A 23,088-nucleotide genomic window follows, 5' to 3' on the forward strand; every position below is an offset into this window, starting at 1 on the left:
ACGCATCAGCGCCGCGTTGCGGGGCGATGCGCCGCCTGCTCGTGCGCCTGCCCAGTGGTCAAAGCCCAGCCGGCAATTTGCCCTGCCAAGCGATCCAATGCTTGCCCGAACGCGCTGACCACGCTGGCAACCTCGGTATCGCTGGCAGGTTGCGTCAGTTGAAAATTGCGGCTGCCGACAATCGACAGGTCGTTGGCATACAGGAGTTTGGCATTGATATCGAGACGGGCTGCCGGCACTGCATTGCCGGTGTAGTCGGCGCGAAACTCGCGGACTTCCAGCAGCAAGCGGTAGTCGGCATCCATCCCGCTGTTTTGGCGCGCCACCGCGGCAATCTTGCCGGAAGCCTCCAAGGTGTGCAGCACGCTGTCTTCCACCAACTCACTTGGGCTACGCGCCCACAGTGCGCCTCGATACACCTGCAATTCACCCGGCGTGGGGCTGACCAGGATGCCGGGGCCTTCCAGAATTGGCATGCTGGCACTGCGCGAGGTGGCCAATGACCACACCACTTGCGGCCATGCCGCATTGGCCTGTGGATGCAGCACCGGCGCATAGAGCTTGGGGGTCTCCTTGGGGCCGCCGATCAGGCTGCTGCAAGCGGGGAGCAGACTGATCGCCAGCAGGACGGCGACAAGGCGGGGCAGGCGGCTCATTTGGGATCAAACTCCTTGGGCGTCTCGCGGCCCAGAATGTAGCGTGCGGGGTTGCCTTGCAGGCGGCCACTGAGGGCACGCAAGTCGCGGATCAAGCCGCGCAATTCGACCAGGGTGGGTTCCACTTGCGGTAACCCGTTGCGAGTGAAGTTTTTGATCGCCGGACGATTTTCAGCAAGCAATGCATCGGCATTGCCGGCGGTAGATTCCAGCTTGGTGGCGGCCGCATCCAACTTATCCAGCAAAGCCGGCAGGCGTTGCACCAGATTTTGATCGAGCCCTTGCAGGGTGCCGTTGGCAGTATCCAAGGTGGTCTTCATGCTGGCGGCGGCATCGCGCGCATTGACGATCAATTTGCCAATGTCCTCACGTTGGTTGGCCAGGGTATTGGTGGTTTTTTCCAGGTTATCCAGCGTCGCCGTGATGCGCCGGATGTTGTCATCGCTGAGCAACTGATCGAGGCGTGCCACCAAACGATTGGCGGTATCGGAAATATTTTGCAGGGCCGATGGTTCGGTGCGAATGATGGGCAGGTCTTGTCCCGGCGCAGCCTCCAGTCTGGCTGCGTTGGGGCTGCCGCCGCTGAGCAGGATGAACGGTACACCGGTGATGCCTTGTTGCGAGAGCTTGGCTCGCGTGTCCACCTTGACCGGGGTATTGGATTTCAGTTTGAGAATGGCGATGACTTGGCGAGCGTCGGTATCATTGAGCGCCAGGTTTTCCACGGTACCCACCGCCAGTCCGTTGTATTGCACACTGCCACCTTCAGTCAGGCCAGTGACCGGCTCGCTAAACACCACTTGGTATTGCCGAAAATTGCGCGACGATGAGAAATTGCTGGCCCACAAGGCAAATAGCAGCGCCAGCACCAAGGTGGCCAAGCTGAAGGCACCGATCAGCACGTAATTGGCACGGGTTTCCATCAGGGGTTTCCTTCTGTTACCACCCGCGCAGCACGCCCGCGTGGCCCATTGAAATAGTCTTGCACCCACGGATGGTCGAGCTGTTCCAGCGCGGCCACCGGGGCAGTGGCAATGACCTTGCGGTCAGCCAATACCGCCACACGGTCGCAGATCGTGTACAGGGTGTCGAGGTCGTGGGTGATCAAGAACACGGTAAGGCCCAGCGCATTGCGCAGGGTCAGGATCAACTGGTCGAATGCGGCAGCCCCAATGGGGTCGAGCCCGGCGGTAGGTTCATCCAGGAACAACAGCGGTGGGTCCAAGGCCAGCGCGCGCGACAGGCCGGCGCGCTTGCGCATACCGCCAGACAGTTGTGACGGCAGTTTGTCGATGGCATTGGCGGGAAGCCCGGCCAGCTTGATTTTCAGCAGCGCCAATTCATAACGCAGCGAGCGCGGCAGATCAGGGTAGTACTCCTTCAGCGGCACTTGCACGTTTTCACCTACGGTCAGTGAGGAAAACAGCGCGCCATCCTGAAACAGTACCCCCGTATTGCGCTCGATGTGATGACGCACCGCAGGGTCTTCCGAGGTGGCATCCACACCCAGTAATTGGATGCGCGCAGCATTGGGTTTGCGCAGACCCAGAATCGAGCGCATCAGGACCGATTTGCCTGAACCCGAGCCGCCCACCACGCCAAGAATTTCGCCGCGCTGTACATCCAGATCCACACCATCGTGCACGAGCTGTTCGCCAAAGCGATTGACCAGCCCGCGCACGCGAATCAGTGGGGCCTCACCCAAGACCACGCCGTCAATGGTGTTCGATTGCGGCATCGTCAGTAATCCATCTGCATGAACCACAACGCGGCGAAGGCATCGATGATGATCACCATCGAAATCGCCTGCACCACGCTGGAAGTAGTGCGCTCCCCCAGTGACTGTGCCGTGCCTTCAACTTGCAGGCCTTCCAGGCAGCCAATCAAAGCGATGATCATGGCGAAAAATGGTGCTTTCACCATGCCGACCACGAAATGCCGCAAGTGCAGGGTTTCGTGCATGCGGGCGATGTACGCAGTGGCAGGGATATCGAGGTTGAACGCACCCACCGCCATGCCGCCCAGGATGCCGGCAACCATTGCGATAAATGTCAACAGCGGCAGCATCGCCAACAAGGCCAGCAAGCGCGGAATGACCAACAGATCCACCGGATCCAGGCCCAGCACCCGAATCGCGTCCACTTCCTCGCGGTTGACCATCATGCCGATCTGCGCGGTAAACGCACTTGCAGTGCGCCCCGCCAGCAAAATGGCGGTGAGCAGGACACCAAACTCGCGCAGGAACGCCGCATTGACCAGCTCGACGATGTAGATGGTGGCACCAAAATCCTGCAGTACCATCGCACCTAGGAACGCAATCACCGCACCGACCATGAACGACAGCAGTGCTACCAACGGAACGGCATCCAAGCCGACCTGTTCCATGTGGTGCACGGTGGAGGTAAGCCGCAATCGCCACGGTTGCTTGATCAGACGCAAAAGCTTGACCTGCACCTCGCCCATGAAGCTGACCAGGGCAACGATTTCACGGGTGTTGTTGACCAAACCCAGGCCGACACGGCCCAACATCGCCTGCACCCCATATTCTTTCTTGCGTTGCGGGCGATCGTCGTGCACATCTTCGATGGCCGCTACCAGCGCCTGCTGGTCTTCGCGAAACTGCAGGGTGTCAAACGTCATCTTGCGATGTTCAGCAAAGCGCAACAGTTGCAACACGCCCAATGTGTCCAGCCGCTCGCAGCCGCGCGCATCAATCGTGTGCAAATTGTCAGGCACGCATGCCAGGGCCTCGGTGACCTGACTGGCAAAGCGCAAGGTCCAACGGCCACCCAGCCGCAAGGTGCCGGCATCATCATCTGCAAGCCTGGCAACGGGAGGGGAATGTCGGGGGACTTGGCTCATATCCGGGCCAAGCTTACAAAATGCAGACGGGCAGGTGTGAATTGAGTGTCTGCATGCGATCCTGATCGGATGTCAGCCATAGCTCCCGTCAATTTCGCCAATGGTGCCACCACCTATACCGAACGCATCGCGTTTGTGGTGGATTTGGCCTACCACCTGCATGCCTATGGCACCACCTCGCAGCGCCTGGAGGCAGCCATTGAGCTGGTGGCCAAGCGACTGGGATTGGCGTGTGAGCCTTGGTCCAACCCTACCGGGATTATTTTGGCGTTTAGCGACCCAACCCGCCCGGCCGGTGAATCGGATACCACGCGTTTACTGCGCCCGGGGCTGGGCGAGACCAATCTTTACAAATTATGCGAGGCCGACCGTATCGCCGAAGACGTGATCAATGGGCGCATGGATGTGCCGGTTGGTCGTGCTGCACTGCGTGCATTGGACCAGCCATCGGGACTGCGCGGACGAGTCATGCAGGCGCTCGGATTTGCACTCGCCTCTGGCGCAGTGGCCGGGCTGCTGCGACTGCCGTGGTTGGATATTGGCACCGCCACCGTGATTGGTGGATTGATCGGGTTATTGGTATTGGGTGCACAACGGCACCCGCGTCTGCGCGAGGGATTCGAGGCGCTGGCGGGCTTGTTGGCGGGTACGGTTGCGATCCTGGTCAGTATTTTCATTGGCCAATTGAATCTCAATACGGTGATGATCGCTTCGTTGATTGTGTTGCTACCGGGGATGAGCTTGGCGCTGGCCACCAATGAGCTGGCCAGTCGGCATCTGGTCTCCGGCACCGCGCGGTTTGCCGGGGCGCTGATGACCGTAGTCAATTTGACGATTGGTACGGCGATTGCACTAACCTGCGCTCAATTACTCGGGATCGAACCCCACGTCCGCGCTTGGCGACCACAGCCGGATTGGGTGGTGTGGGGTGCGGTGGCAGTGGCGGCATACGCATTTGCGGTACTGTTCCAAGCGCACCGCCGTGATTATGGATTGGTGATGGCGGCGGCGATCAGTGGCTATTTGATTTCCCGCTATGGTGGAGAATGGTTGGACGCACAGGCAGGGGTGTTTCTGGCAGCTTTGGCTACCACAGCCGCTGGGAATGCCTATGCGCGCTGGGCTAACCGGCCTGGGGCGTTGATTCGCCTGCCGGGAATCATCATGCTGGTGCCAGGTAGCGTGGCGCTGCGTGGAGTCATTTCATTGGTGCAGGCGCAAAGCCTGAATGCCGGGCAAGAAGCGGCGATGGCTGCGCTGAATACCTTGATGGCGCTGCTCGCTGGCTTGCTGTTTGGTAACTTGCTGGTCAGTGCACGCCGCAATCTTTGAAACGTGCCAACGGCAAGCCCAATAAAGACGCCGGCAATCGCCGGCGTCTTCAAAGCTGTCCCAATGCGCCTGGATTACTTCCGGATCAGGAACTCGTCCTGCTTGTGACCTGCGGCGATGGCCGAGGACATCCACAGCGGAGCACGCCCGCGACCGCTCCAGGTTTCTTTTTCATTGGCCGGGTTGCAATACTTCGGGGCAACCTTGACGCCCTTGTTCTTGCTGGGGCCACGCGCCTTGCGGGTTTTCTTGCCGGCTGGAGCCGGAGTTGCCGCATTGGGTTTGCCAAACAGTTCGTCGAAAGTCCAGCCGGTGGCTTTCAGCGCCTTGGCCACGGCGGCCTTGGCTTGTGCGGCTGGCTTGCGCTTGGCCAGCACCTTCTTGCGTTTGTTGGCGCGAGCGATCAGGGCGGCCAGCTCTTGCGGGCTCAAGCTATCGATATTCATGCTCATGGGTATTGTTCTTCTTGAGAATGGGGATTGATTGAAATCATGATTATCCAATCCGTGGACTACCGGATAATAGCCCCGCACTTTTTGCAAGGCAATGGGGGTAGCTGCGAATGGTTAGGGGAATTCAATCCGAAAGCCGTCGCAACAGTGCGCCATGATCCAGATTTTCCGATTCAGCTGCACGCCGTGCCCGATATTCGAAAGTGCCGGCTTCCAGGCCACGCGCCGACACCACTACCCGGTGTGGAATGCCGATCAATTCGATATCGGCAAACATGGAGCCCGGGCGCAGGCCGCGGTCATCCAGCACGCAGTCATGGCCAGCCGCATTCAATTCCAGATACAAGGCTTCGGCGGCGGTGACCACGGCAGGGTCGTTTTTGGGGTTGATCACGCACACCGCCACTTGCCACGGAGCCATTGCGGGCGGCCAGCAAATGCCGTTGTCGTCATGGTTTTGTTCAATCGCCGCGGCGGCAATGCGCGATACCCCAATGCCATAACAACCCATCGCCGGCGCTACCGCTTTGCCGGCGGCATCCAGCACGCTGGTTTTCATGGCTTCAGAATATTTGCGGCCGAGTGCAAACACGTGGCCTACTTCAATGCCGCGTGCAATCTTCAAATGGCCTTGGCCATCCGGTGCCAGGTCGCCTTCCAATACATTGCGGATATCGGCGATTTCTGGTTCGGGCAGATCGCGCCCCCAGTTCACGCCGGCAATATGAAAGCCGGGCTTGTTGGCGCCCACCACAAAATCGCTCATTGCCGCCACGCTGCGGTCGGCAATGATGCGGATGGGCTTGGCAGCATTGAGCGGGCCGAGGAAGCCGGGTTCACTGCCCAAGTATTCGGCAATTTCCACTTCAGTAGCCAAACGATAGTCGGCCAAGCCCGGCAGTTTTGATAATTTGATTTCATTGACCACATGGTCGCCACGCACCAGCGCCAATACAAATTGAGGTGCATGCTCGGCATCCACACCCATGATGGCCACCGATTTGGCGGTGCGCTGCAACCCAATGCCCAGCAGTTCGGCCACCGCCTCGCAGGTTTTCTGGGTGGGTGTGATCACTTCACGCAGGGCTTCACTGGCGGCGGCGCGTGAACCGGGCGATACCGCTTCGGCCAATTCCACGTTGGCAGCAAAATCGGACGTATCGCAATAGGCCAGCGCGTCTTCGCCGGAATCGGCCAATACATGGAACTCATGCGAAGCGCTGCCGCCAATCGCACCGGTATCGGCAGCGACGGCGCGGAACTTCAGTCCGAGGCGGGTGAAGATGCGGCTGTAGGTCTGATACATGTTGCGATATTCGGCATGCAGCGAATCTTCATCGACATGGAAGGAATAAGCGTCCTTCATGATGAATTCACGCGCCCGCATCACCCCGAAGCGCGGGCGGATCTCATCACGGAATTTGCTGGTGATTTGATAGAAATTGAGCGGCAGCTGCTTGTAGCTGGCCACTTCCTGACGGAAGAAATCGGTGACAGCTTCCTCGGCGGTAGGAGTAAAGCAGTAGTCCTGATCTTTGCGGTCACGGATTTTCAGTAATTGCGGGCCGAACTTGGCCCAACGCCCGGTTTCTTCCCACAGTTCCTTGGGCTGAATCGATGGCATTGCCATCTCGATCGCACCGGCGCGGTTCATTTCTTCGCGCACCACGGCTTCGATTTTGCGCAGCACGCGCAGCCCCAGCGGTGACCAGGTGTATAACCCTGCGGCCAATTTGCGAACCATGCCGGCCTTGAGCATCAGCTTGTGGCTGATGATTTCGGCATCGGCGGGGGTTTCTTTTTCAGTGCGAAGGTGAAATTGCGAAAGGCGCATGGCGTTTGGGCGTGGGGAAAGCCCACATTCTGCCACGCCCGGCGGCCACCCCTGCAGCGATGCTTCAGGATTACGGGCGATCACCATGCACTTGCATGCCCTCTTTCGGGGTACGGCTGATACGTTCGAATTTGCGGCCTTTGGGTGGGTCTTGGGTCACTTGCAGAGTGCCGGCGTCATCGCGCCAGCGGTACAGTGCATTGGCGCGCTGCGCCTGCACGGCCGCCATTTCAGCGGCGACCTGCCGCGCGTGCTGGCGGCGCGGCATTTCCTCGGTAAACCACCACCATGCCGCCACAGCGGCGGCAATGGCGAACAACAGCATGCCGACCTGCTTCATCATTTGGCCGGTGTGCAGAAGGCTTTGACACCGGCTTCGTTCAGCGTCACTTGCGATTTGCGCTCGGCATCGGTCAGGTTGCGGTCGGGCTTGCCATCACCATTGGTGTCAATGCCAACGGCGTTACTGCTTTGCAGGCGAGCCAAGTTGTTGCGGGCATTGGTGCATTGCTCGCTCTCTTCACTTTTGGCTACGGTGGCCCCGGCAGTGGTGCCGGTGCGCACGTCGATATCGCGGGTTTTATGGCTTTCCTTGGGTGCGGTATCGGTGTAGTGAGTCACCCCGCTGCTGTCTTTCCATTGGTAGACGCGTTGCTGCTGCTGAGCCAGCACCGGGACTGCGAGCAGGGTCAGCAGCAGGGTGCAGGTAAGGGAACTGACGATGCGCATGGGCGGCTCCGGGGGGATAGAGTGTTGATTGCAGCACTGCGACGGCTTTGCTGCAACCCCGTACACTGCGCATATGGATCAGAACGAACAACTTCCGCCCCCCCGCCCGCGCTCGCGCAGCATCTATTTGCTGCCCAACCTGTTCACCACCGGGGGGCTGTTTGGCGGTTTTTTCGCCATTATTGCGGCTTCGCAAGGCCGATTTGAGGCCGCATGCATCGCCATTTTCGTGGCGGCGATCTTGGATGGGTTGGATGGTCGGGTGGCGCGGCTGACCAATACGCAAAGCGAGTTTGGCGTGCAGTACGACTCGCTGGCCGACCTCATCAGTTTCGGCATGGCCCCGGCGATGGTGATGTATCACTGGGCGCTGCTGGAGCTGAAGCAAGACAGCCTGACCTTGGGCAAGATCGGGTGGTTAGGTGCGTTTTTATACGCAGCTTGTGCCGCTTTGCGCCTGGCGCGGTTCAATAGTCAGGTCGGGACAGTGGACAAGCGCTGGTTCATTGGCTTGGCCAGCCCGGCAGCGGCAGGTCTGATGGCCAGTTTCGTGTGGGTCTGCCAGGAGTTTGGTTGGTCCGGTGAAGAACTGCGCTACGCTGCCTTGGCGCTCACTGTGGTTGCCGGGTTGTTGATGGTCAGCCGGATTCGTTACAACAGCTTCAAGGGTAGTGGGCATGGGCCGAAGGCAGATCGGGTGCCGTTTTTCACCTTGGTGATTGCGGTGGCCGTGTTGATTGCACTGTGGATCGCGCCTGCGGTGACCCTGCTGACGGCGACCACCGCCTATGCGTTGTCAGGGCCGTTGTTGTGGTTTCGGCGTCGGCACACGCCAGTCCAGGACACCCACGTTTGAGCTGGGATGCCTACCAGCGTGTTGTGCTGCGGGAGTTGGGGCTGGATGTGTATGCCTTGCCGCGCACATCGGCAGCGGCATCCGTCGAGATTGCGCAGCCAATGGCAGGGGATACCGATATGCTGGCACGCATCGCGAAGGCCGCCGGTCTGCAGCCACAGGCGCTGTTGGCACAACTTGATTTGCACACGGTCCTGCCGACGCTGCGTGATAATGCGGCTGCCAAGCGTGCACTGTGGCCACGCTTGCGCACGCTGCGGTGCGCAGCACGATGAGTCAAGTGCGCGCCTGCGATGACGTCACCTCGATCTGCCTGCGGCCAATGCGGGAGTCGGATTTGGATGCGGTGATGGACATCGAACTGCGCGCATATCCGTTTCCGTGGTCGCGCGGCATTTTTCGCGACTGTCTGCATTCGAACTATGCACTGTGGCTGCAAGAACGGGCCGATGGCGCAATTCTCGGCTATGGCGTGCTCAGCATCGCCGCAGACGAAGCGCATGTGCTGAATCTATGCACCACGCCGGGAAGTGAAGGGCGCGGGCTGGGCCAACGGATGTTGCAGGCATTGTTGAAAATTGCGCGGGGCCACGCTGTGCAGCGGGTATTCCTGGAAGTACGACCGTCCAACACCCGTGCCATCGCCTTGTACGAGCGCAGTGGTTTCAACGAAATTGGCCGGCGGCCCCGCTATTACCCCGCCGCCAACAATGGCCGCGAAGATGCCATCGTGATGGCGATGGAACTGCTGAACTGAACACCTGAACTGAACACCGATGGCAACCGAAAATCTATGGGTTGGCCATGCGCACGGGGGCCGGCGAGCCATCCATATGCTGATGACAGCAGCGGTTGCGGCCTTGTTGCTTGGCGGTGTACAGGGCGTGGTCGGCACGCGAGAACAGGATGTCGAAACTGGGCGTGCGCTCTTCCAGTGCGGCAATCCCGAAACTGGCGGTGATGGCCAACTCCGGGTGTTCCGGGCATGGGCGGCAGGCCGCAGTGGCCAAGCGAATACGTTCGGCAATCGCTACCGCGTGCTTCAGATCGGTCTCTGGCAACAAAATGCAAAACTCCTCACCACCGGTTCTGGCGCAGACATCTTCTTCGCGCAGGGCGTGCGCAGCGCATCCGGCAAAATCGCGCAAGACCCGATCGCCCATCGGATGTCCGTAGCGGTCGTTGATGCGCTTGAAATGATCGATGTCGATGGCGATCAGGCTCAGCGGCAAGCGGTGCCGGCGGCTGCGGGCGAATTCGCTTTCCGCATGCTCGAAGAAGCTGCGCCGATTGGCGATGCCGGTCAGGCTATCGGTGCGGATTTGCCGCTGCAGTTCCTCCTGCAATTGATGCAGCTCGGTGATGTCGGTCACCAGCCCGATCAAGGCCGGCATCCCGCCAGCGCCGGCCCACGGCACCACCACGCTCCAGTAGTGACGCTGGCGGCCCTGGTTATCAACCAATGACTCTTCGCCGGTGTAGCGCTGGCCGGTCGCCAGGATGTGTTGATCTTTTTCCCAGAACGCATCGGCCACATCCTTGGGCATCAACTCGCTATCCAGCCTGCCAATGATGTGTTCGATCGGCTGTCCGAACACTTCGGCCAGGTGCCGGTTGGCATACAGGAAGCGGCGGTTGGCCCCTTTCATGTACACCAGTGCATCCACATTGTCGAGCACGACATCCAGCAATTCCTTTTGTTGGCGGAGCTTGTCTTCCAGTCGCTTTTTTTCGGTGATGTCATGGGAGATGCCGATCAGCCCAACGATGTTGCCGTCGTTGTCACGCAACGGTTTCTTGACCGACCAGTAGGTGCGGGTTTCGCCGGTGGCGTGGATATGGTTGTCCTCCTCGCGGGCGATGGTTTCGCCATCACGCAGGACGCGCCGATCGGTTTCACGCAGTTTGTCGTCCCCGCCAATATCCACAAAATCGGTGAACGACTTGCCGTATACATCTTCCAGCCGCAGGTTGGGGCCAAGCAGATCCAGCACCAACTGGTTGGCGTAGGTAAACCGACCCTCGCTATCCGTGGTGTAGACAAACGCACCCACCTCATCGAGCAGGAGTCGATAGGGGTCGACAGCAGGCAGCGGCACTTGTGGAACGAGGCCTACATCAATCATTTGCGAAAACTCCCCCTGTGGAGTTTGCGGCAGGTACGGCGAGCCCGCGTAGAACGCAGGCCGTGGATCAGCTTACGCCAAACGGCTGCGTTGTGTGGTCAGGGCGGCGAGCTTGGCGCTCCAGTCAGTCAGACGCGCTTGCTCCTGCTCCACCACTGCCGCGGGGACGCCAGCGCCAAACCTGGCCAGCTTGGTTTCGCTTTTTTCTTTCTCGGCACTGATCCTGGCGATTTCCTTGTCCAGGCGCACGCGCTCGGCGTCGAGGTCGACCAGGCCTTCCAGCGGCACGAACAGCTGCAGCTCGCCCACCACTGCCGGCGCGGCGGCCGGCGGCTCGCCCGCCAAGGTCTCGATGCGGTCGAGCTTGCACAGGAAGCGCAGCTGCGCGTCGAAGCGGGCGATGCGTGCGGCATCGTCGGCATTGCCGCCGCGCAGCAGCAGCGAGATGTGTTTGGAGGGTGAAACGCCCAACTCGCTGCGGATGCGGCGTACTGCACTGATCATGGCTTTGAGCCATTCGATATCGATATCGGCCTGCGCAAATGCGGTGGTGTCAATGGCGCTGGCCTGCGGGTAAGGCTGCAACATCAGGCTGCCGGTCTTGCCCAGCTTGGGTGCCACCGCTTGCCAGAGTTCTTCGGTGATGAACGGGATGAGTGGATGCAGCAAACGCAGCAGCGCGTCCAGCACGTACAGCAGGGTGTGGCGGGTGCTAGTGGCAGCGGCGGCATCGTCACCGCCCAGCGCCGGTTTGGCCAATTCCACGAACCAGTCGCACACCTGGTTCCAGGTGAACTCGTACAGGCATTGCGCCAGCAGGTCGAAGCGGTAATTGGCGAAGTGCTCGGCCGCTTCCGCGCTGGTGCGCTCGAGCTGGGCGAGGATCCATTGTTCGGCGTCGGTCTTCGCTTGCGGCGCGCCTTCGAAGCGGGCGTCGCCGACGTTCATCAGTGCGAAGCGGGTCGCGTTCCACAACTTGTTGCAGAAATTCTTGTAGCCCTCGGCGCGCGCCAGATCGAACTTGATATCGCGGCCGGGGCCGGCCAGTGCGGCCATGGTGAAGCGCAGCGCGTCGGCGCCGTGGGCATTGATGCCGTTCGGGTAATCCTTGCGGGTCTCTTTTTCGATCTTTTCCGCCATTTTCGGCTGCATCAGGCCGTAGGTGCGTTTGGCAACCAGATCATCGATGCTGATGCCGTCGATGATGTCCAACGGATCGAGCACGTTGCCCTTCGACTTCGACATTTTCTGGCCGTTCTTGTCGCGCACCAGACCAGTCATGTACACGTCGTGGAACGGCACCATGCCGGTGAAGTGGTCGGTCATCATCACCATCCGCGCCACCCAGAAGAAGATGATGTCAAAGCCCGTCACCAGTACGCTGGACGGGATGGTGTGCGCAAAGCCGCGCTCGGCCATCGCGGCCTCCTCCGGCCAACCCTGCGTGGAAAACGGGAACATGGCCGAGGAGAACCAGGTTTCCAGCACGTCGGAATCCTGCCGTAGTGGCACATCGCCCAGGCCGTGCTTGGCGCGCACCTCGGCTTCATCGCGGCCCACGTAGATTTTGCCGGCGTCATCAAACCACGCCGGGATACGGTGGCCCCACCAGAGCTGGCGGCTGATGCACCAGTCCTGGATGTTTTCCATCCAGTGCCGATAGGTGTTGACCCAGTTCGGTGGCACGAATTTGACTGAGCCGTTTTCGACGAGTTCCAGCCCGCGCTGGCCCAGCGTGTCCATTTTCACGAACCACTGATCAGTGAGGTAAGGCTCGATCACCTGCCCGCTGCGGTCGCCGCGCGGCACCATCAATTTGTGCGGTTTGATTTCCACCAACAGGCCGGCGGCGTCGAGGTCGGCGATGATGGCTTTGCGTGCATCGAAGCGGTCCAGGCCGCGGTACTGTGCGGGGATGTCATCGCGATCTTCAATGATCTTTGCGGTACTGCTGAAGATATTGATCAGTGGCAGGTTGTGCCGCTGACCCACCGCGTAGTCATTGAAATCATGTGCCGGGGTCACCTTCACCACGCCGGTGCCAAAGGCGCGATCCACATAGTCGTCGGTGATGATCGGGATGCGCCGGCCGGTCAGCGGCAAGTCCACACACTTGCCGTGCAGCGCGAGGTAGCGCGGGTCTTCCGGGTGCACCATCGCGGCGGTATCGCCGAGCATGGTTTCCGGGCGGGTGGTGGCCACCACCAAATAGTTGCGGGTTTCGCGCAGGGTTTCCACGCCGTCGGCATCGACTTCCACATGCTCGTAAGACGCGCCATCGGCCAGTGGATAGCGCAGCGACCACAGCGCGCCGTGTTCCTCCTCGCTGACCACTTCGAGGTCCGAAATCGCGGTTTTCAGCACCGGATCCCAATTGACCAGGCGCTGGCCGCGATAGATCAGGCCTTCTTCATGCAGCCGCACGAAGGCTTCGATGATGGCCTTCGATGGCATCGGGTCCATCGTGAACACACTGCGTGACCAGTCGCCGCTGGCGCCCAGCCGGCGCATCTGCCGCTCGATGGTATCGCCGCTGTGCTGCTTCCACTCCCAGACCTTTTCGATGAACTTGTCGCGGCCCAGCGAGTCGCGGGTCTCGCCCTTGCCCTCGATGGCGAGGTTGCGGCCCACCACCATTTCGGTGGCGATGCCGGCGTGGTCGGTGCCCATCTGCCACAAGGTGCGATAGCCGCGCATGCGGTGATAGCGCACCAATGCATCCATCAGCGTGTGCTGGAACGCGTGCCCCATGTGTAAGGTGCCGGTGACATTCGGCGGCGGCAGCAAAATGGTGTAGGCCGGACCGTTTCCGGTGGGCGCAAACGCGCCGCTGCTTTCCCATTGCGCGTACAGACGGGTTTCGAAGGATTGCGGGTTGAAGCCGGAATCGAGGGTGGTCATGGCAGCATCACATGTCGAATTTTTTGAGCTCGAAACCGAGCGTTTGGTAATGCTTCCAGCGCGCACGCAGCGGCTCGCGGGCGGCGGGGTCGGCTGGCACCACTTCCAGCACGCGCTCGAAAGCACCTTGCGGGGCGGCATCGCGCAAGTTGATCAGCAATGGGCGCAGCGGCACATCGGTGTCGGGTGATGCAATCAACACCGGCGCTTCGTCTTCATCGGCATCCATGCCGGCAATTTGGTGCGGCAGGTATTCGTCGGGATCGAACGCCCACAACAGGTCGTCGAGTGCTTCGGCCTGCGCCGGATCGCGCGCCAGAATCAGCGTGGGTACGTTGGCGGCGTAGGCTTTCTTCGCCAGTTCGCAGACCAGCAGCAAGGGCTGCTCGCGAAAGCGCGGCTTGTCGATCAGGTAGAAGTGGGCTTTGGGCATTACGCCGCCGAACGATCCAGTAACCACTGCGACAACATGCCCACCGGGCGGCCGGTGGCCATGCCCAGCTTGCCGTCGTCGCTGGCGGAACCTGCGATATCCAGATGCACCCAGCGCTGGCCGTCGGTGAAGCGCGACAGGAAACAGCCGGCGGTAATTGCACCAGCCCAGCGGCCGCCGATGTTGTAGACATCGGCAAATGCGGAATCCAGCATCGGTTGGTATTCGTCCCACAGCGGCAACTGCCAGCCGCGGTCGAATACCATTTCGCCGGCATCCAGCAATTCGCGCGCAAGGTCGTGGCTGCGCTTGGTCATCACGCCGGTGGCGTATTTGCCCAGCGCCACCATGCAGGCACCGGTGAGGGTGGCCACATCCACCAGCGCGGCCGGCTCAAACCGCTGCGCATAGGTCAGCGCGTCGCACAAAATCAGGCGGCCTTCGGCATCGGTGTTGCCCACTTCGATGGTCTTGCCGGACATCGACGTGATCACATCGGACGGACGATAGGCATCGCCGTCGATGGCGTTTTCCACCGCAGCGGCAATGCACACCAGATTGACCGGAAGTTGCATCTTGACCGCCGCCACGAAGGTGCCCAGCACGCTGCCGGCACCGCACATGTCGTACTTCATTTCCTCGATGCCGCCCTGCGTTTTCAGGTTGACGCCACCGGTATCGAAGGTGATGCCCTTGCCGACCAGCACATAGGGTTTGGCATCGCCGCCCTGGCTCCACTTCAGCACGATCAGGCGCGGCCGCTGCGCGCTGCCGCGTGCCACCGCCAGCAGCGAGCCCATGCCCAGCGCTTCCATCGCGGCATCGTCCAGTACCTCGCAGTCGACACCCGTGTGCTGCGCGGCGAAGTCTTGCGCCTGCTGGGCCAGATACGCCGGGTTGCAGATATTCGGCGGCAGGTTGCCCACTTCGCGGGTGAACTGGACGCCTTGCGCAATCGCGATGCCTTGCGCCAGCGCAGTGGTGTCGCTGCCGCTGATTTCGAACCGCACCAGTCCCTTTTCTTCGCGCTTGCTGTTTTTCGCACCCAACGTGGCGGTGTAGCGGTAGCCGGTGTGGTCGGCGGCGATCACGGCTTGGCGGATGTTCCATGCCGCATCGCGATCCTGCACGGCTACGTCGCTCAGAGTGAACAGTACGGAGCCGACCGGGCCGGTCTTCAGCGTGCGCACCGCATCGGCAACGGCCTTCAGGTACTGCGGCACGCCAAACTTGCCGGCGTCGCCCAAGCCAATGACCAGCACGCGCGGTGCGGCGATGCCGGGCAGGTCGTGCAGCAGGGTGGTTTTGCCGGTCTTGCCGGACACATCGCCGCGTGCAACCAGGCTTTGCAGGCGCCCGGCACTGGCGCTGTCCAGCACGCTGGCGGCAGGCGCCAGGGTGCCATCGGCGAACACGCCTACCACGACGCAATCTACGGTGGCAGTGGTGGGGGAAGTCTGGTTCAGGTGGAATTCGAGACTCATCGAACAAGGTATCCAGGCAAAAGTGCAGCGGATCTGCAGGCGCTTGCAGGCAGGGACCTTCGGGCATGCAGGCGGACGTGGCTTACAATACGCGGCTGCGCTTGGCGCAGGCCGTGACCGCAATCAACCCCTAATTCTAAAGCAAGCAGGCCCGATGCCGAAGCTGGACCGCTACCTCGCCGCTGAATTCACCCGCGCCATCGTGGCGTCGTTGGTGATCCTGGGCATGGTCAGCATGGGGGGCGTGTTTGCCGATCTGGTCGGTGAAATGGCACGCGGCAAGCTGCCGCCGGCGTTGTTGTTATCGCAATTGGGCCTGCGCTTGCTTAGTTATTTGCCGCTGATTTTGCCGCTGGCGTTGTTATTGGGCTTGCTGTTGGCTACCGGGCGGCTGTACCGCGATTCGGAAATGTATGTGCTGCATGCCATCGGGATTGGTCCGCGTCGGCTACTGCGGCCATTGCTATTGGTGGCGTTGCCGGTGGTGGTGTTGGTGGGGCTGTGTTCATTGCAATTGGGCCCATGGGCCAACCGTCTGGCGCGCGGGATGGTGATCGAAGCCAACAAGAATTTGCTGGTGGCCGGGCTGGAGCCGGGTCGGTTTACCCCGATGGCCAATGGCGGGGTGGCCTATGTGGGCACGATGTCCAACGATGGCACCAAGATTGCGCGGGTATTCATTTATCGCGAACGTGGCGACCGCATGGACGTGGCCACCGCGCAGACCGGGGAGATGTATCGCGACCACGGCGAGCGCGTGCTGGCGTTGCTGGATGGGTTTCGGGTGGAGGGTCCAGCGAGTGGTGCCGATCTGGACTATCGCTTGATGCGCTATGCACGCAACGAACTGCAACTTCCAGCACCGGATGATCCGCGCAATTTGGAAACCCCGGAATACCAGCTTACCCCCGTGCTGCTGCGTAACCCGGCGGCCCCGGCACGCGCCGAATTACATTGGCGCATCGCGCCGCCACTATTGGCACTGGCATTTGCGCTGATGGCCATTCCGCTGGGTCGCAGCTCGCCACGGCAGGCACGTTATGGCTCGGTGTTGTTGGCATTTCTGGCTTATCTGGTCGGCATCTTCCTGATGATGCTGGGCACCAAATGGATTGCGGAAGGCCGCCTGCCCACGACGGCAGGATTGTGGTGGTTGTTGCTGCCGATGCTGGGTCTGGGGATGTGGCTGTACATGCGGGATGGTCGCGTAGCGCGCGCATGGTGGCGGCGATGAAACATTGGCCACGCCTGCATGACAGCTATATCGCGCGCTCGGTCGTCACCAGCGTGTTGCTGGTGTGGGGCGTTGTATTGGGTTTGGATGTAGTACAGGCACTCGCTGGTGAGATGAGCGATGTCGGCAAAGGTGCGTACACCATCAATCACGCGATTGCCGCCACCGGCTTGACCATCCCCAGTCGCGCCTACACCTTGTTTCCCACCGCCGCCGTGATTGGCGTGTTGCTGGGGCTGGGGCAATTGGCGGCCACCTCCGAGCTCACTGTGCTGCGCGCGCTGGGCCTATCACGCAAGCGCTTGAGTGTGTCGGTAGCGTTTTCGCTGCTGCTGCTGACGGCACTCATGGTGGTCAATGGCGAAACCTTGGCACCGTGGGGCGACGAACGTGCGCAGATGATTCGCTCGGTGCGTCACAGTGACATGGTGGTGTCCAAATACAGCGGGCTGTGGGCGCGCGAAGGCGATATGTTCCTCAATGCGCGCACTGGCGAACAGAAGCAACGTGGCAGCGAGCGCTGGCTGGAGTTGCGCGGTGTGCGGCTGTTCGAATTCGCCGCCGATGGCCGCCTGCGCTCGATTTCCAATGTTGAAATTGCCGAACATCGCGCCGGCCAGTGGTTGTTGCGCGGCATTGAACGCACGCGCTTCGATGCCAAGACTGTGCAGCGCAGCAAGGTGATTGAAGAACATTGGAACTCAAAATTGGATGAATCGGCCTTGGCATCCGGCGTGACCAAGCCTGGCAATATGGCCAGCAGTGATCTGAGCACCAGCATTGACTATCGCAAGCGCAACGGTCTGGATTCGAGTGATTTCGAGAACGTGTACTGGAGCCGCTGGTTCTATCCGTTCAACGTGCTGGCACTGTGTCTGGCAGCAATGCCGTTTGCATTTGGCTCGCTGCGCAGTGGTGGTTACGGCAAGCGCGTGTTTATCGGCATTGTGTTTGCGCTGGGGTTCTGGGTTGCCCAGATGATTTTTTCCAGGCTGGCCGGCATCTACCATTTCGATTACCGCATCGCCTACGCCATGCCGCCGCTGTTGATGCTGGGCATTTCCTATCTGATGTTCCGCCGGCGCAGCAGTTGAAGCTCAAGCTTTGGGCAAACGGGTCATGCGGGTGTTGCTGAAGCGATCGTGCAGAGTCAAACCCTCGCGATCCAGCCACGCCCACCAGACCCCCAATCCGAGCGCCAACAACGACACACTACCGATCGCAAAGCGTAGCCAGAGTGCTCGCGTGTGTGCCGGCTGGCCGGCGACATCGCTCACGCGCAGTCGCCATGCCCGCATCCCGATGGTCTGCCCGCCGCGCCGCCAGCTGAGCACCGCATACAAACCGGCAATCAGCCACAGCACCACAAATTCCAGCCAACCTAGCCAACCGCCGCGCACCGCATCGCCATGCGCCAAGGTGAAGATGCCCGCCGCGATAAACCACAGTGCCAGCACCGGGAAAAAATCGTAGAGCAGGGCGAGCAGTCGCCAGCCGATGCGGGTAGGGAAGCGTTGCGGTGAGGTCATCCGCACAGGATACAGGCGCACCCGCTTGCTCTAACCTTGGCCCCATGCCAACCCCCGCTGACCGTCGTCAATTCATTCGCAACCTGCCGCCCTTGGCAGATGCCGATGGTGTGGCGATTGAGCGTTTCCTGGATGCGATCTGGGCCGAGTATGGCTTGGCGCAGGCCACGCTGGCGGCCTATCGCAGCGATTTGCAGGCGTTGGCGCGGCAGCATCCGGGCGTGCTGCTGCTGTCGCGGGAAACCCTGTTTGCGCATCTGGCGCAACGCACGCAGCAAGGCTACAGCCCACGCAGCACGGCCCGCTTGTTGTCGTGCCTGCATGCGTTCTATGCGCATGCCGTGCGCGGTGGCTTGCGCAGCGAAGATCCCAGCGCGTTGCTGCAATCGCCCACGCTGCCACGACTGCTGCCCAAGGCTCTGTCTGAAACCCAGATTGCGGCACTACTGGAAGCACCAGAAACCAGCACGGCCAATGGCTTGCGTGACCGCGCCATGTTGGAGCTGATGTACGCCTGCGGCTTGCGGGTCAGCGAATTGGTGGGGCTTCCCGGCACGGCGGTCAATCTGCGGCAGGGTGTGTTACGGGTGCGCGGCAAGGGCAACAAAGAGCGGCTGGTGCCGTTGGGCGAAGAATCCGGCCATTGGCTAAGCCAGTATCTGAAAGCGGCGCGCCCAATGTTGTTGACGGCGGCGCGCAACCCCGGCGCGGTCACCGCGTTGTTTGTCACCCCCGGCGGTGATGCGTTGAGCCGGCAAGCGTTCTGGGTCTTGGTCAAGCGCTATGCGGTGCTGGCGGGTGTTGCCCCTGCGCAGGTCAGCCCGCACGGCTTGCGCCACAGTTTTGCCACCCATTTGCTCAACCACGGCGCTGACTTGCGCGCCTTGCAAATGCTGTTGGGGCATAGCGCATTGTCAACCACCCAGATCTACACCCTGGTCGCGCGCGAGCGTTTGCAGAGCTTGCATGCCCGCCACCACCCGCGTGGCTGAACGCGCTGCTGGCGCTTGCCGATCGGATGCTGCATCCATGCGACACTAGCGAACTTGTGTCCGCTTCCACGGTCGAAGCGGTGTTGGCTTATTCGGAGTTGTGATGAAGCGTCTGTTGCTTGCCACCTTGTTCGGTTTCAGTTTGTCTGCCTGCGCGCAACCCGCGGAGGCCCCGCAAAAAGTGTCGCCCGGTACCGAGGCTGCACCGCTGAAGGAGCCTTCCTTCGCCGCAGGCACACCAGAGGCTCGCGTGCGCGAGGCACTGACTCGGATCAATCCCAAGATTCAGGTGGAATCAATCAGCCCGGCCCCCATTCCCGGCTTCCGCGAGGTCATCGCCACCGGCCAGGTGGTGTATGTCAGCGATGACGGCAAATACCTGTTCCAGGGCGGTCTGCTGGACATCGTCAATCGCAAGGACATGGGCGAGGTGGCGATGGCCAAAGTGCGCAAACAGGTGCTGGCGACCTTGCCGCAAGCCGACCGCATCGTGTTTGCCCCAACCGGCACGACCAAGCACACCGTGGTGGTGCTGACCGATGTGGAGTGTGGCTATTGCCGCAAGTTCCACACCGATATCGCGCAATACAACAAGCTGGGGATCCGGGTGGAATACCTGGCCTTCCCGCGCGCCGGTTTGGGCAGCCCGGACTACCAGAAGATGGTGGCGGTGTGGTGCGCAGCGGATCGCAAGAAAGCACTGACCGATGCCAAGAACGATCGCCCGGTCGCGCAAGGCCCGTGTGCCAGTACTCCGGTGGATCGCGAATACCGCGCCGGTCAGCGGATGGGCCTGGAAGGCACGCCCATGATCCTGACCGATGATGGCAGGCTGCTGGGCGGTTATCTCCCACCCGATGCCCTGTTGCAGCGATTGGACGCACTGGACAAGAATCCGGACGCCAGCTGAGGCCGGCTCCGGCTTGAGGTCTCGGGCTCGGCTACAATGGCCGGCCCGTTCCTACGGTTGTATCGGACATGATCGTCCTCGAGGGCGCACCCGCCCTGTCGCCGTTTCGTCGCGACCGCTTGCAAACCCGTCTGCAAACCTGCGCCCCCGGCCTGCGCCTGATCGGCGCATGGCATGGCTACTGGATCGATCCCGAGCCCGGCAGCCAGCCCGATGTCACCGCGCTGTGCCGTATCCTGCAAGCTGAAAATGGCTACGCACCGGCCGAAGCCGGTAGCGTCAGCCGCTTTGTGGTGCCGCGTCTGGGCACGTTGTCGCCGTGGGCCAGCAAGGCCACCGAGCTGCTGCGGGGTGCCGGCTTGCCGATCAGGCGGGTAGAACGTGGCACCCGCCTGGACGTGGTCGGCTGGCCGGCCGATGCCGCCACGCAGGCGGCCTTGGCCAAGCTGCTGCATGACCCGATGACGCAATCGCTGCTGGACTCGCGTGAGGCCGGTGCAGCGCTGTTCCCGGCGCAACCGGCGGGCGTCGTGGAGGTGATCCCGCTGGCGCAGTTGGAGGCGGCCAACAAGCGGCTGGGGCTGGCCCTGGCCGAGGATGAAATCGACTACCTGCGTGCGCGCTACGGCGCACTGGGGCGCGACCCGCACGATGTGGAATTGATGATGTTCGCGCAGGCCAATTCCGAGCACTGCCGGCATAAGATTTTCAATGCGTCGTGGACAATTGATGGCCGTGAGCAGCCGCTATCGCTGTTCAAGATGATCAAGCACACCCACGCCAGCACGCCGCAGCACACGCTGTCGGCATATAGCGACAACGCGGCGGTGGTGGAAGGCTATCTGGCCTCGCGCTGGCGGCCAGACCCGCACACCCGCCAATACCGCAGCGAGCCGGTGACCGAGTCCGCGTTTTGTATCAAGGTGGAAACCCATAACCACCCCACCGCGATTGCGCCGTTCCCCGGCGCATCCACGGGCGCCGGCGGCGAAATCCGTGACGAAGGGGCCACCGGCCGCGGTGGCCGGCCCAAGGCGGGGATGTGCGGGTTCTCGGTGTCGCATCTGCGCATTCCGACGCTGCCACAGCCGTGGGAAGGCCAGCGCAGCCTCAACCCGCGCATGGCCAGCGCGTTTGAAATCATGCGCGACGGGCCGTTGGGTGCCGCCGCGTTCAACAACGAATTCGGCCGGCCCAATCTCACCGGCTATTTCCGCAGTTTTGAACTGTTCGAGGCCGACGGCCTGACCCGCGCCTATGACAAACCCATCATGTTGGCCGGTGGTCTGGGCGCGATGGATCGCACGCAGGTGGAAAAGCTGCGGCTCTCCCCCGGCGATGCGGTGATTGTGCTGGGGGGGCCGGCGATGTTGATCGGGCTGGGCGGCGGCGCGGCATCGTCGGTGGCCTCGGGTGATTCGGCGGAAGACCTCGATTTTGCCTCGGTGCAGCGCGACAACCCGGAAATGGAACGGCGCGCACAGGAAGTCATCGACTGCTGCGTGGCGCTGGGGGCAGACAACCCTATCCTGAGTGCCCACGACGTGGGTGCGGGTGGACTATCCAACGCCATTCCCGAACTGCTGCACGACTCCGGTGTGGGCGGCGTGATCGACTTGGGCAAGATTCCGAAAGACGACCCGTCGCTGTCACCGATGCAGTTGTGGTGCAACGAATCGCAGGAACGCTACGTGCTGGGCATCGCACCATCACGGGTGGCCGAGTTCGAAGCCCTGTGCCTGCGCGAACGCTGCCCGTTTTCGGTGGTGGGTGTGGCCACGGCAGAACAACATCTGCGCGTGGGGTATGCCGGCCAGCCGCCGGCCATCGACCTGCCGATGGATGTGCTGTTTGGCAAAGCGCCGAAAATGCACCGCGACACCGCGCATCCGGCGCCGCCCAAATGGCCGGAAACCGACACCGATACTCTGGATCTACACGAGGCCGGGCTGCGCGTGTTGGCGCACCCGGCGGTGGCCTCCAAATCCTTCCTGATCACCATCGGCGACCGCACGGTCGGCGGTTTGACTGCCCGCGACCAAATGGTGGGGCCGTGGCAAATGCCGGTGGCCGATTGCGCCATCACCTTGTCGGGGTTTGAAGGCTATACCGGCGAAGCGATGGCGATGGGCGAGCGCACGCCGTTGGCGTTGCTGGATGCCGCTGCCTCCGCACGCATGGCGGTAGGCGAGGCGATTACCAATGTGATGGCCGCACCCGTGGAGACCTTCAGCCGCATCAAATTGTCGGCCAACTGGATGGCCGCCGCCGGCCATGCGGGGGAAGATGCGCGGCTGTTCGATGCGGTCAAAGCGGTGGGCATGGAGCTATGTCCGGAGCTGGAATTGAGTATTCCGGTCGGCAAGGATTCGCTCTCGATGCAGGCGCAGTATCAGGCCGATGGCACAACCCAGAAATCGGTCTCGCCGGTCTCGCTGGTGGTGTCGGCGTTCGCGCCGGTGCTGGATGTGCGCGGCCAGCTCACCCCGCTGTTGCAGCGCGAGGTGGACTCCGAATTGTGGTTGATTGGCTTGGGCGGCGGCCGCCAGCGCATGGGCGGTTCGATCCTGGCGCAGGTGTATCCGAAGGTCGATGGCGGCGCGCTGCCCGCGTTTGGTGGCGATGTGCCGGATCTGGATGACCCGCAACGTCTGCGCGGCTTGTTCGAGTTGGTGCGCGATGCGCGTGAGGCGGGCCTGTTGCTGGCCTATCACGACCGCTCCGACGGCGGCGTGTTTGCCGCGTTGTGCGAAATGGC

Annotated in this window: 22 protein-coding genes; 9 read left to right on the forward strand and 13 right to left on the reverse strand. The window is 61.7% G+C overall.

The window, feature by feature from the left end; genetic code table 11:
* Positions 1-5: 5 nt before the first annotated feature.
* Genes QWB57_RS06515 through QWB57_RS06530 form a run of 4 tightly spaced genes read right to left on the reverse strand, consistent with a single transcriptional unit; the run spans position 6 to position 3,518 of the window.
* On the reverse strand, positions 6-656 hold the full coding sequence (locus tag QWB57_RS06515; protein WP_223625621.1) for an ABC-type transport auxiliary lipoprotein family protein: 651 nt from the start codon (positions 654-656) through the stop codon (positions 6-8).
* The gene (locus tag QWB57_RS06520; protein WP_223625625.1) at positions 653-1,579 is read right to left on the reverse strand and encodes an MlaD family protein; all 927 of its coding nucleotides are present in this window, start codon (positions 1,577-1,579) and stop codon (positions 653-655) included. Before QWB57_RS06520 ends, QWB57_RS06515 begins: the two co-directional genes overlap by 4 nt.
* Complete coding sequence (locus QWB57_RS06525; RefSeq protein ID WP_223625629.1) at positions 1,579-2,394, reverse strand: ATP-binding cassette domain-containing protein; 816 nt, start codon at positions 2,392-2,394, stop codon at positions 1,579-1,581. Before QWB57_RS06525 ends, QWB57_RS06520 begins: the two co-directional genes overlap by 1 nt.
* Positions 2,395-2,396: 2 nt before the next feature.
* Positions 2,397-3,518: an ABC transporter permease gene (locus QWB57_RS06530; RefSeq protein ID WP_223625632.1), complete on the reverse strand. Its 1,122-nt coding sequence runs from the start codon at positions 3,516-3,518 to the stop codon at positions 2,397-2,399.
* Positions 3,519-3,587: 69 nt separating this feature from the next.
* On the opposite strand from QWB57_RS06530, the gene QWB57_RS06535 reads away from it, so the two are divergent.
* Entirely contained in the window at positions 3,588-4,850 is a 1,263-nt protein-coding gene (locus QWB57_RS06535; RefSeq protein ID WP_223625635.1) for a threonine/serine exporter family protein, read from the forward strand.
* A gap of 74 nt (positions 4,851-4,924) precedes the next feature.
* On the opposite strand, the gene QWB57_RS06540 is transcribed toward QWB57_RS06535, so the two are convergent.
* From QWB57_RS06540 to QWB57_RS06555, 4 genes are all read right to left on the reverse strand, one after another.
* Positions 4,925-5,302, reverse strand: a complete 378-nt coding sequence (locus tag QWB57_RS06540) for an H-NS histone family protein (RefSeq protein ID WP_223625639.1) — start codon at positions 5,300-5,302, stop codon at positions 4,925-4,927.
* 124 nt (positions 5,303-5,426) lie between these two features.
* Positions 5,427-7,136 carry a proline--tRNA ligase gene (locus QWB57_RS06545; protein ID WP_288968865.1) on the reverse strand — a complete coding sequence of 570 codons (1,710 nt, stop codon included), beginning with the start codon at positions 7,134-7,136 and terminating at the stop codon, positions 5,427-5,429.
* 70 nt (positions 7,137-7,206) lie between these two features.
* A complete protein-coding gene (locus tag QWB57_RS06550) occupies positions 7,207-7,479 on the reverse strand; it encodes a DUF4124 domain-containing protein (protein ID WP_223625649.1) in 273 nt (90 codons plus the stop codon).
* Positions 7,476-7,865: a DUF4124 domain-containing protein gene (locus QWB57_RS06555; protein ID WP_223625652.1), complete on the reverse strand. Its 390-nt coding sequence runs from the start codon at positions 7,863-7,865 to the stop codon at positions 7,476-7,478. Before QWB57_RS06555 ends, QWB57_RS06550 begins: the two co-directional genes overlap by 4 nt.
* Positions 7,866-7,938: 73 nt before the next feature.
* Between QWB57_RS06555 and pssA the strand changes: the two genes are divergently transcribed.
* From pssA to rimI, 3 genes are read left to right on the forward strand one after another with little or no spacing between them, the layout of a single operon-like run.
* Complete coding sequence (pssA, locus tag QWB57_RS06560; RefSeq protein WP_223625655.1) at positions 7,939-8,721, forward strand: CDP-diacylglycerol--serine O-phosphatidyltransferase; 783 nt, start codon at positions 7,939-7,941, stop codon at positions 8,719-8,721.
* Positions 8,718-8,996 carry a hypothetical protein gene (locus QWB57_RS06565; RefSeq protein ID WP_223625658.1) on the forward strand — a complete coding sequence of 93 codons (279 nt, stop codon included), beginning with the start codon at positions 8,718-8,720 and terminating at the stop codon, positions 8,994-8,996. Before pssA ends, QWB57_RS06565 begins: the two co-directional genes overlap by 4 nt.
* Positions 8,993-9,478, forward strand: coding sequence for a ribosomal protein S18-alanine N-acetyltransferase (gene rimI, locus QWB57_RS06570; RefSeq protein ID WP_223625662.1), 486 nt, complete (start codon positions 8,993-8,995; stop codon positions 9,476-9,478). Before QWB57_RS06565 ends, rimI begins: the two co-directional genes overlap by 4 nt.
* 34 nt (positions 9,479-9,512) lie before the next feature.
* Here rimI and QWB57_RS06575 read toward each other — a convergent pair whose 3' ends face one another.
* The 4 genes from QWB57_RS06575 to QWB57_RS06590 all read right to left on the reverse strand — a co-directional run bounded on the left by QWB57_RS06575 (position 9,513) and on the right by QWB57_RS06590 (position 15,665).
* Positions 9,513-10,847, reverse strand: a complete 1,335-nt coding sequence (locus QWB57_RS06575; RefSeq protein ID WP_223625666.1) for a diguanylate cyclase — start codon at positions 10,845-10,847, stop codon at positions 9,513-9,515.
* A 72-nt stretch (positions 10,848-10,919) separates the two neighbouring features.
* On the reverse strand, positions 10,920-13,748 hold the full coding sequence (locus tag QWB57_RS06580; RefSeq protein WP_288968866.1) for a valine--tRNA ligase: 2,829 nt from the start codon (positions 13,746-13,748) through the stop codon (positions 10,920-10,922).
* 7 nt (positions 13,749-13,755) lie between these two features.
* Positions 13,756-14,181 (reverse strand): DNA polymerase III subunit chi, encoded by a 426-nt coding sequence (locus tag QWB57_RS06585; protein WP_223625673.1) that lies wholly within the window; start codon positions 14,179-14,181, stop codon positions 13,756-13,758.
* Positions 14,181-15,665: a leucyl aminopeptidase gene (locus QWB57_RS06590; RefSeq protein WP_223625676.1), complete on the reverse strand. Its 1,485-nt coding sequence runs from the start codon at positions 15,663-15,665 to the stop codon at positions 14,181-14,183. Before QWB57_RS06590 ends, QWB57_RS06585 begins: the two co-directional genes overlap by 1 nt.
* Before the next feature lie 154 nt (positions 15,666-15,819).
* On the opposite strand from QWB57_RS06590, the gene lptF reads away from it, so the two are divergent.
* Entirely contained in the window at positions 15,820-16,899 is a 1,080-nt protein-coding gene (lptF, locus tag QWB57_RS06595; protein WP_223625680.1) for an LPS export ABC transporter permease LptF, read from the forward strand.
* Entirely contained in the window at positions 16,896-17,993 is a 1,098-nt protein-coding gene (gene lptG, locus QWB57_RS06600) for an LPS export ABC transporter permease LptG (protein WP_223625684.1), read from the forward strand. Before lptF ends, lptG begins: the two co-directional genes overlap by 4 nt.
* A 3-nt stretch (positions 17,994-17,996) precedes the next feature.
* Here lptG and QWB57_RS06605 read toward each other — a convergent pair whose 3' ends face one another.
* On the reverse strand, positions 17,997-18,428 hold the full coding sequence (locus tag QWB57_RS06605) for an RDD family protein (RefSeq protein ID WP_223625688.1): 432 nt from the start codon (positions 18,426-18,428) through the stop codon (positions 17,997-17,999).
* A 44-nt stretch (positions 18,429-18,472) separates the two neighbouring features.
* Here QWB57_RS06605 and xerD point away from each other — a divergent pair, with 44 nt between their 5' ends.
* The 3 genes from xerD to purL all read left to right on the forward strand — a co-directional run.
* The gene (gene xerD / locus QWB57_RS06610) at positions 18,473-19,420 is read left to right on the forward strand and encodes a site-specific tyrosine recombinase XerD (RefSeq protein ID WP_223625691.1); all 948 of its coding nucleotides are present in this window, start codon (positions 18,473-18,475) and stop codon (positions 19,418-19,420) included.
* Between the two features lie 103 nt (positions 19,421-19,523).
* Positions 19,524-20,330: a DsbC family protein gene (locus QWB57_RS06615; protein ID WP_223625694.1), complete on the forward strand. Its 807-nt coding sequence runs from the start codon at positions 19,524-19,526 to the stop codon at positions 20,328-20,330.
* Between the two features lie 68 nt (positions 20,331-20,398).
* Positions 20,399-23,088, forward strand: a 2,690-nt coding sequence (gene purL / locus QWB57_RS06620; RefSeq protein WP_288968870.1) for a phosphoribosylformylglycinamidine synthase, incomplete at its 3' end; no start/stop codon positions are given.

Source organism: uncultured Thermomonas sp. (assembly GCF_937872235.1).
In the GTDB taxonomy this organism is placed as follows: domain Bacteria; phylum Pseudomonadota; class Gammaproteobacteria; order Xanthomonadales; family Xanthomonadaceae; genus Thermomonas; species Thermomonas beijingensis.

Bases quoted from the DNA above. Each gene is read 5' to 3' on its own strand.
- QWB57_RS06615 (WP_223625694.1), top strand. From the start codon at position 19,524: ATGAAGCGTCTGTTGCTTGCCACCTTGTTCGGTTTCAGTTTGTCTGCC.
- pssA (WP_223625655.1), top strand. From the start codon at position 7,939: ATGGATCAGAACGAACAACTTCCGCCCCCCCGCCCGCGCTCGCGCAGC.
- rimI (WP_223625662.1), top strand. From the start codon at position 8,993: ATGAGTCAAGTGCGCGCCTGCGATGACGTCACCTCGATCTGCCTGCGG.
- QWB57_RS06550 (WP_223625649.1), bottom strand. From the start codon at position 7,479: ATGATGAAGCAGGTCGGCATGCTGTTGTTCGCCATTGCCGCCGCTGTG.
- QWB57_RS06580 (WP_288968866.1), bottom strand. From the start codon at position 13,748: ATGACCACCCTCGATTCCGGCTTCAACCCGCAATCCTTCGAAACCCGT.
- QWB57_RS06525 (WP_223625629.1), bottom strand. From the start codon at position 2,394: ATGCCGCAATCGAACACCATTGACGGCGTGGTCTTGGGTGAGGCCCCA.
- QWB57_RS06575 (WP_223625666.1), bottom strand. From the start codon at position 10,847: ATGATTGATGTAGGCCTCGTTCCACAAGTGCCGCTGCCTGCTGTCGAC.
- QWB57_RS06605 (WP_223625688.1), bottom strand. From the start codon at position 18,428: ATGACCTCACCGCAACGCTTCCCTACCCGCATCGGCTGGCGACTGCTC.
- QWB57_RS06530 (WP_223625632.1), bottom strand. From the start codon at position 3,518: ATGAGCCAAGTCCCCCGACATTCCCCTCCCGTTGCCAGGCTTGCAGAT.
- QWB57_RS06555 (WP_223625652.1), bottom strand. From the start codon at position 7,865: ATGCGCATCGTCAGTTCCCTTACCTGCACCCTGCTGCTGACCCTGCTC.
- lptG (WP_223625684.1), top strand. From the start codon at position 16,896: ATGAAACATTGGCCACGCCTGCATGACAGCTATATCGCGCGCTCGGTC.
- QWB57_RS06520 (WP_223625625.1), bottom strand. From the start codon at position 1,579: ATGGAAACCCGTGCCAATTACGTGCTGATCGGTGCCTTCAGCTTGGCC.
- QWB57_RS06590 (WP_223625676.1), bottom strand. From the start codon at position 15,665: ATGAGTCTCGAATTCCACCTGAACCAGACTTCCCCCACCACTGCCACC.
- QWB57_RS06540 (WP_223625639.1), bottom strand. From the start codon at position 5,302: ATGAGCATGAATATCGATAGCTTGAGCCCGCAAGAGCTGGCCGCCCTG.
- lptF (WP_223625680.1), top strand. From the start codon at position 15,820: ATGCCGAAGCTGGACCGCTACCTCGCCGCTGAATTCACCCGCGCCATC.
- QWB57_RS06515 (WP_223625621.1), bottom strand. From the start codon at position 656: ATGAGCCGCCTGCCCCGCCTTGTCGCCGTCCTGCTGGCGATCAGTCTG.
- xerD (WP_223625691.1), top strand. From the start codon at position 18,473: ATGCCAACCCCCGCTGACCGTCGTCAATTCATTCGCAACCTGCCGCCC.
- QWB57_RS06535 (WP_223625635.1), top strand. From the start codon at position 3,588: ATGTCAGCCATAGCTCCCGTCAATTTCGCCAATGGTGCCACCACCTAT.
- QWB57_RS06545 (WP_288968865.1), bottom strand. From the start codon at position 7,136: ATGCGCCTTTCGCAATTTCACCTTCGCACTGAAAAAGAAACCCCCGCC.
- QWB57_RS06585 (WP_223625673.1), bottom strand. From the start codon at position 14,181: ATGCCCAAAGCCCACTTCTACCTGATCGACAAGCCGCGCTTTCGCGAG.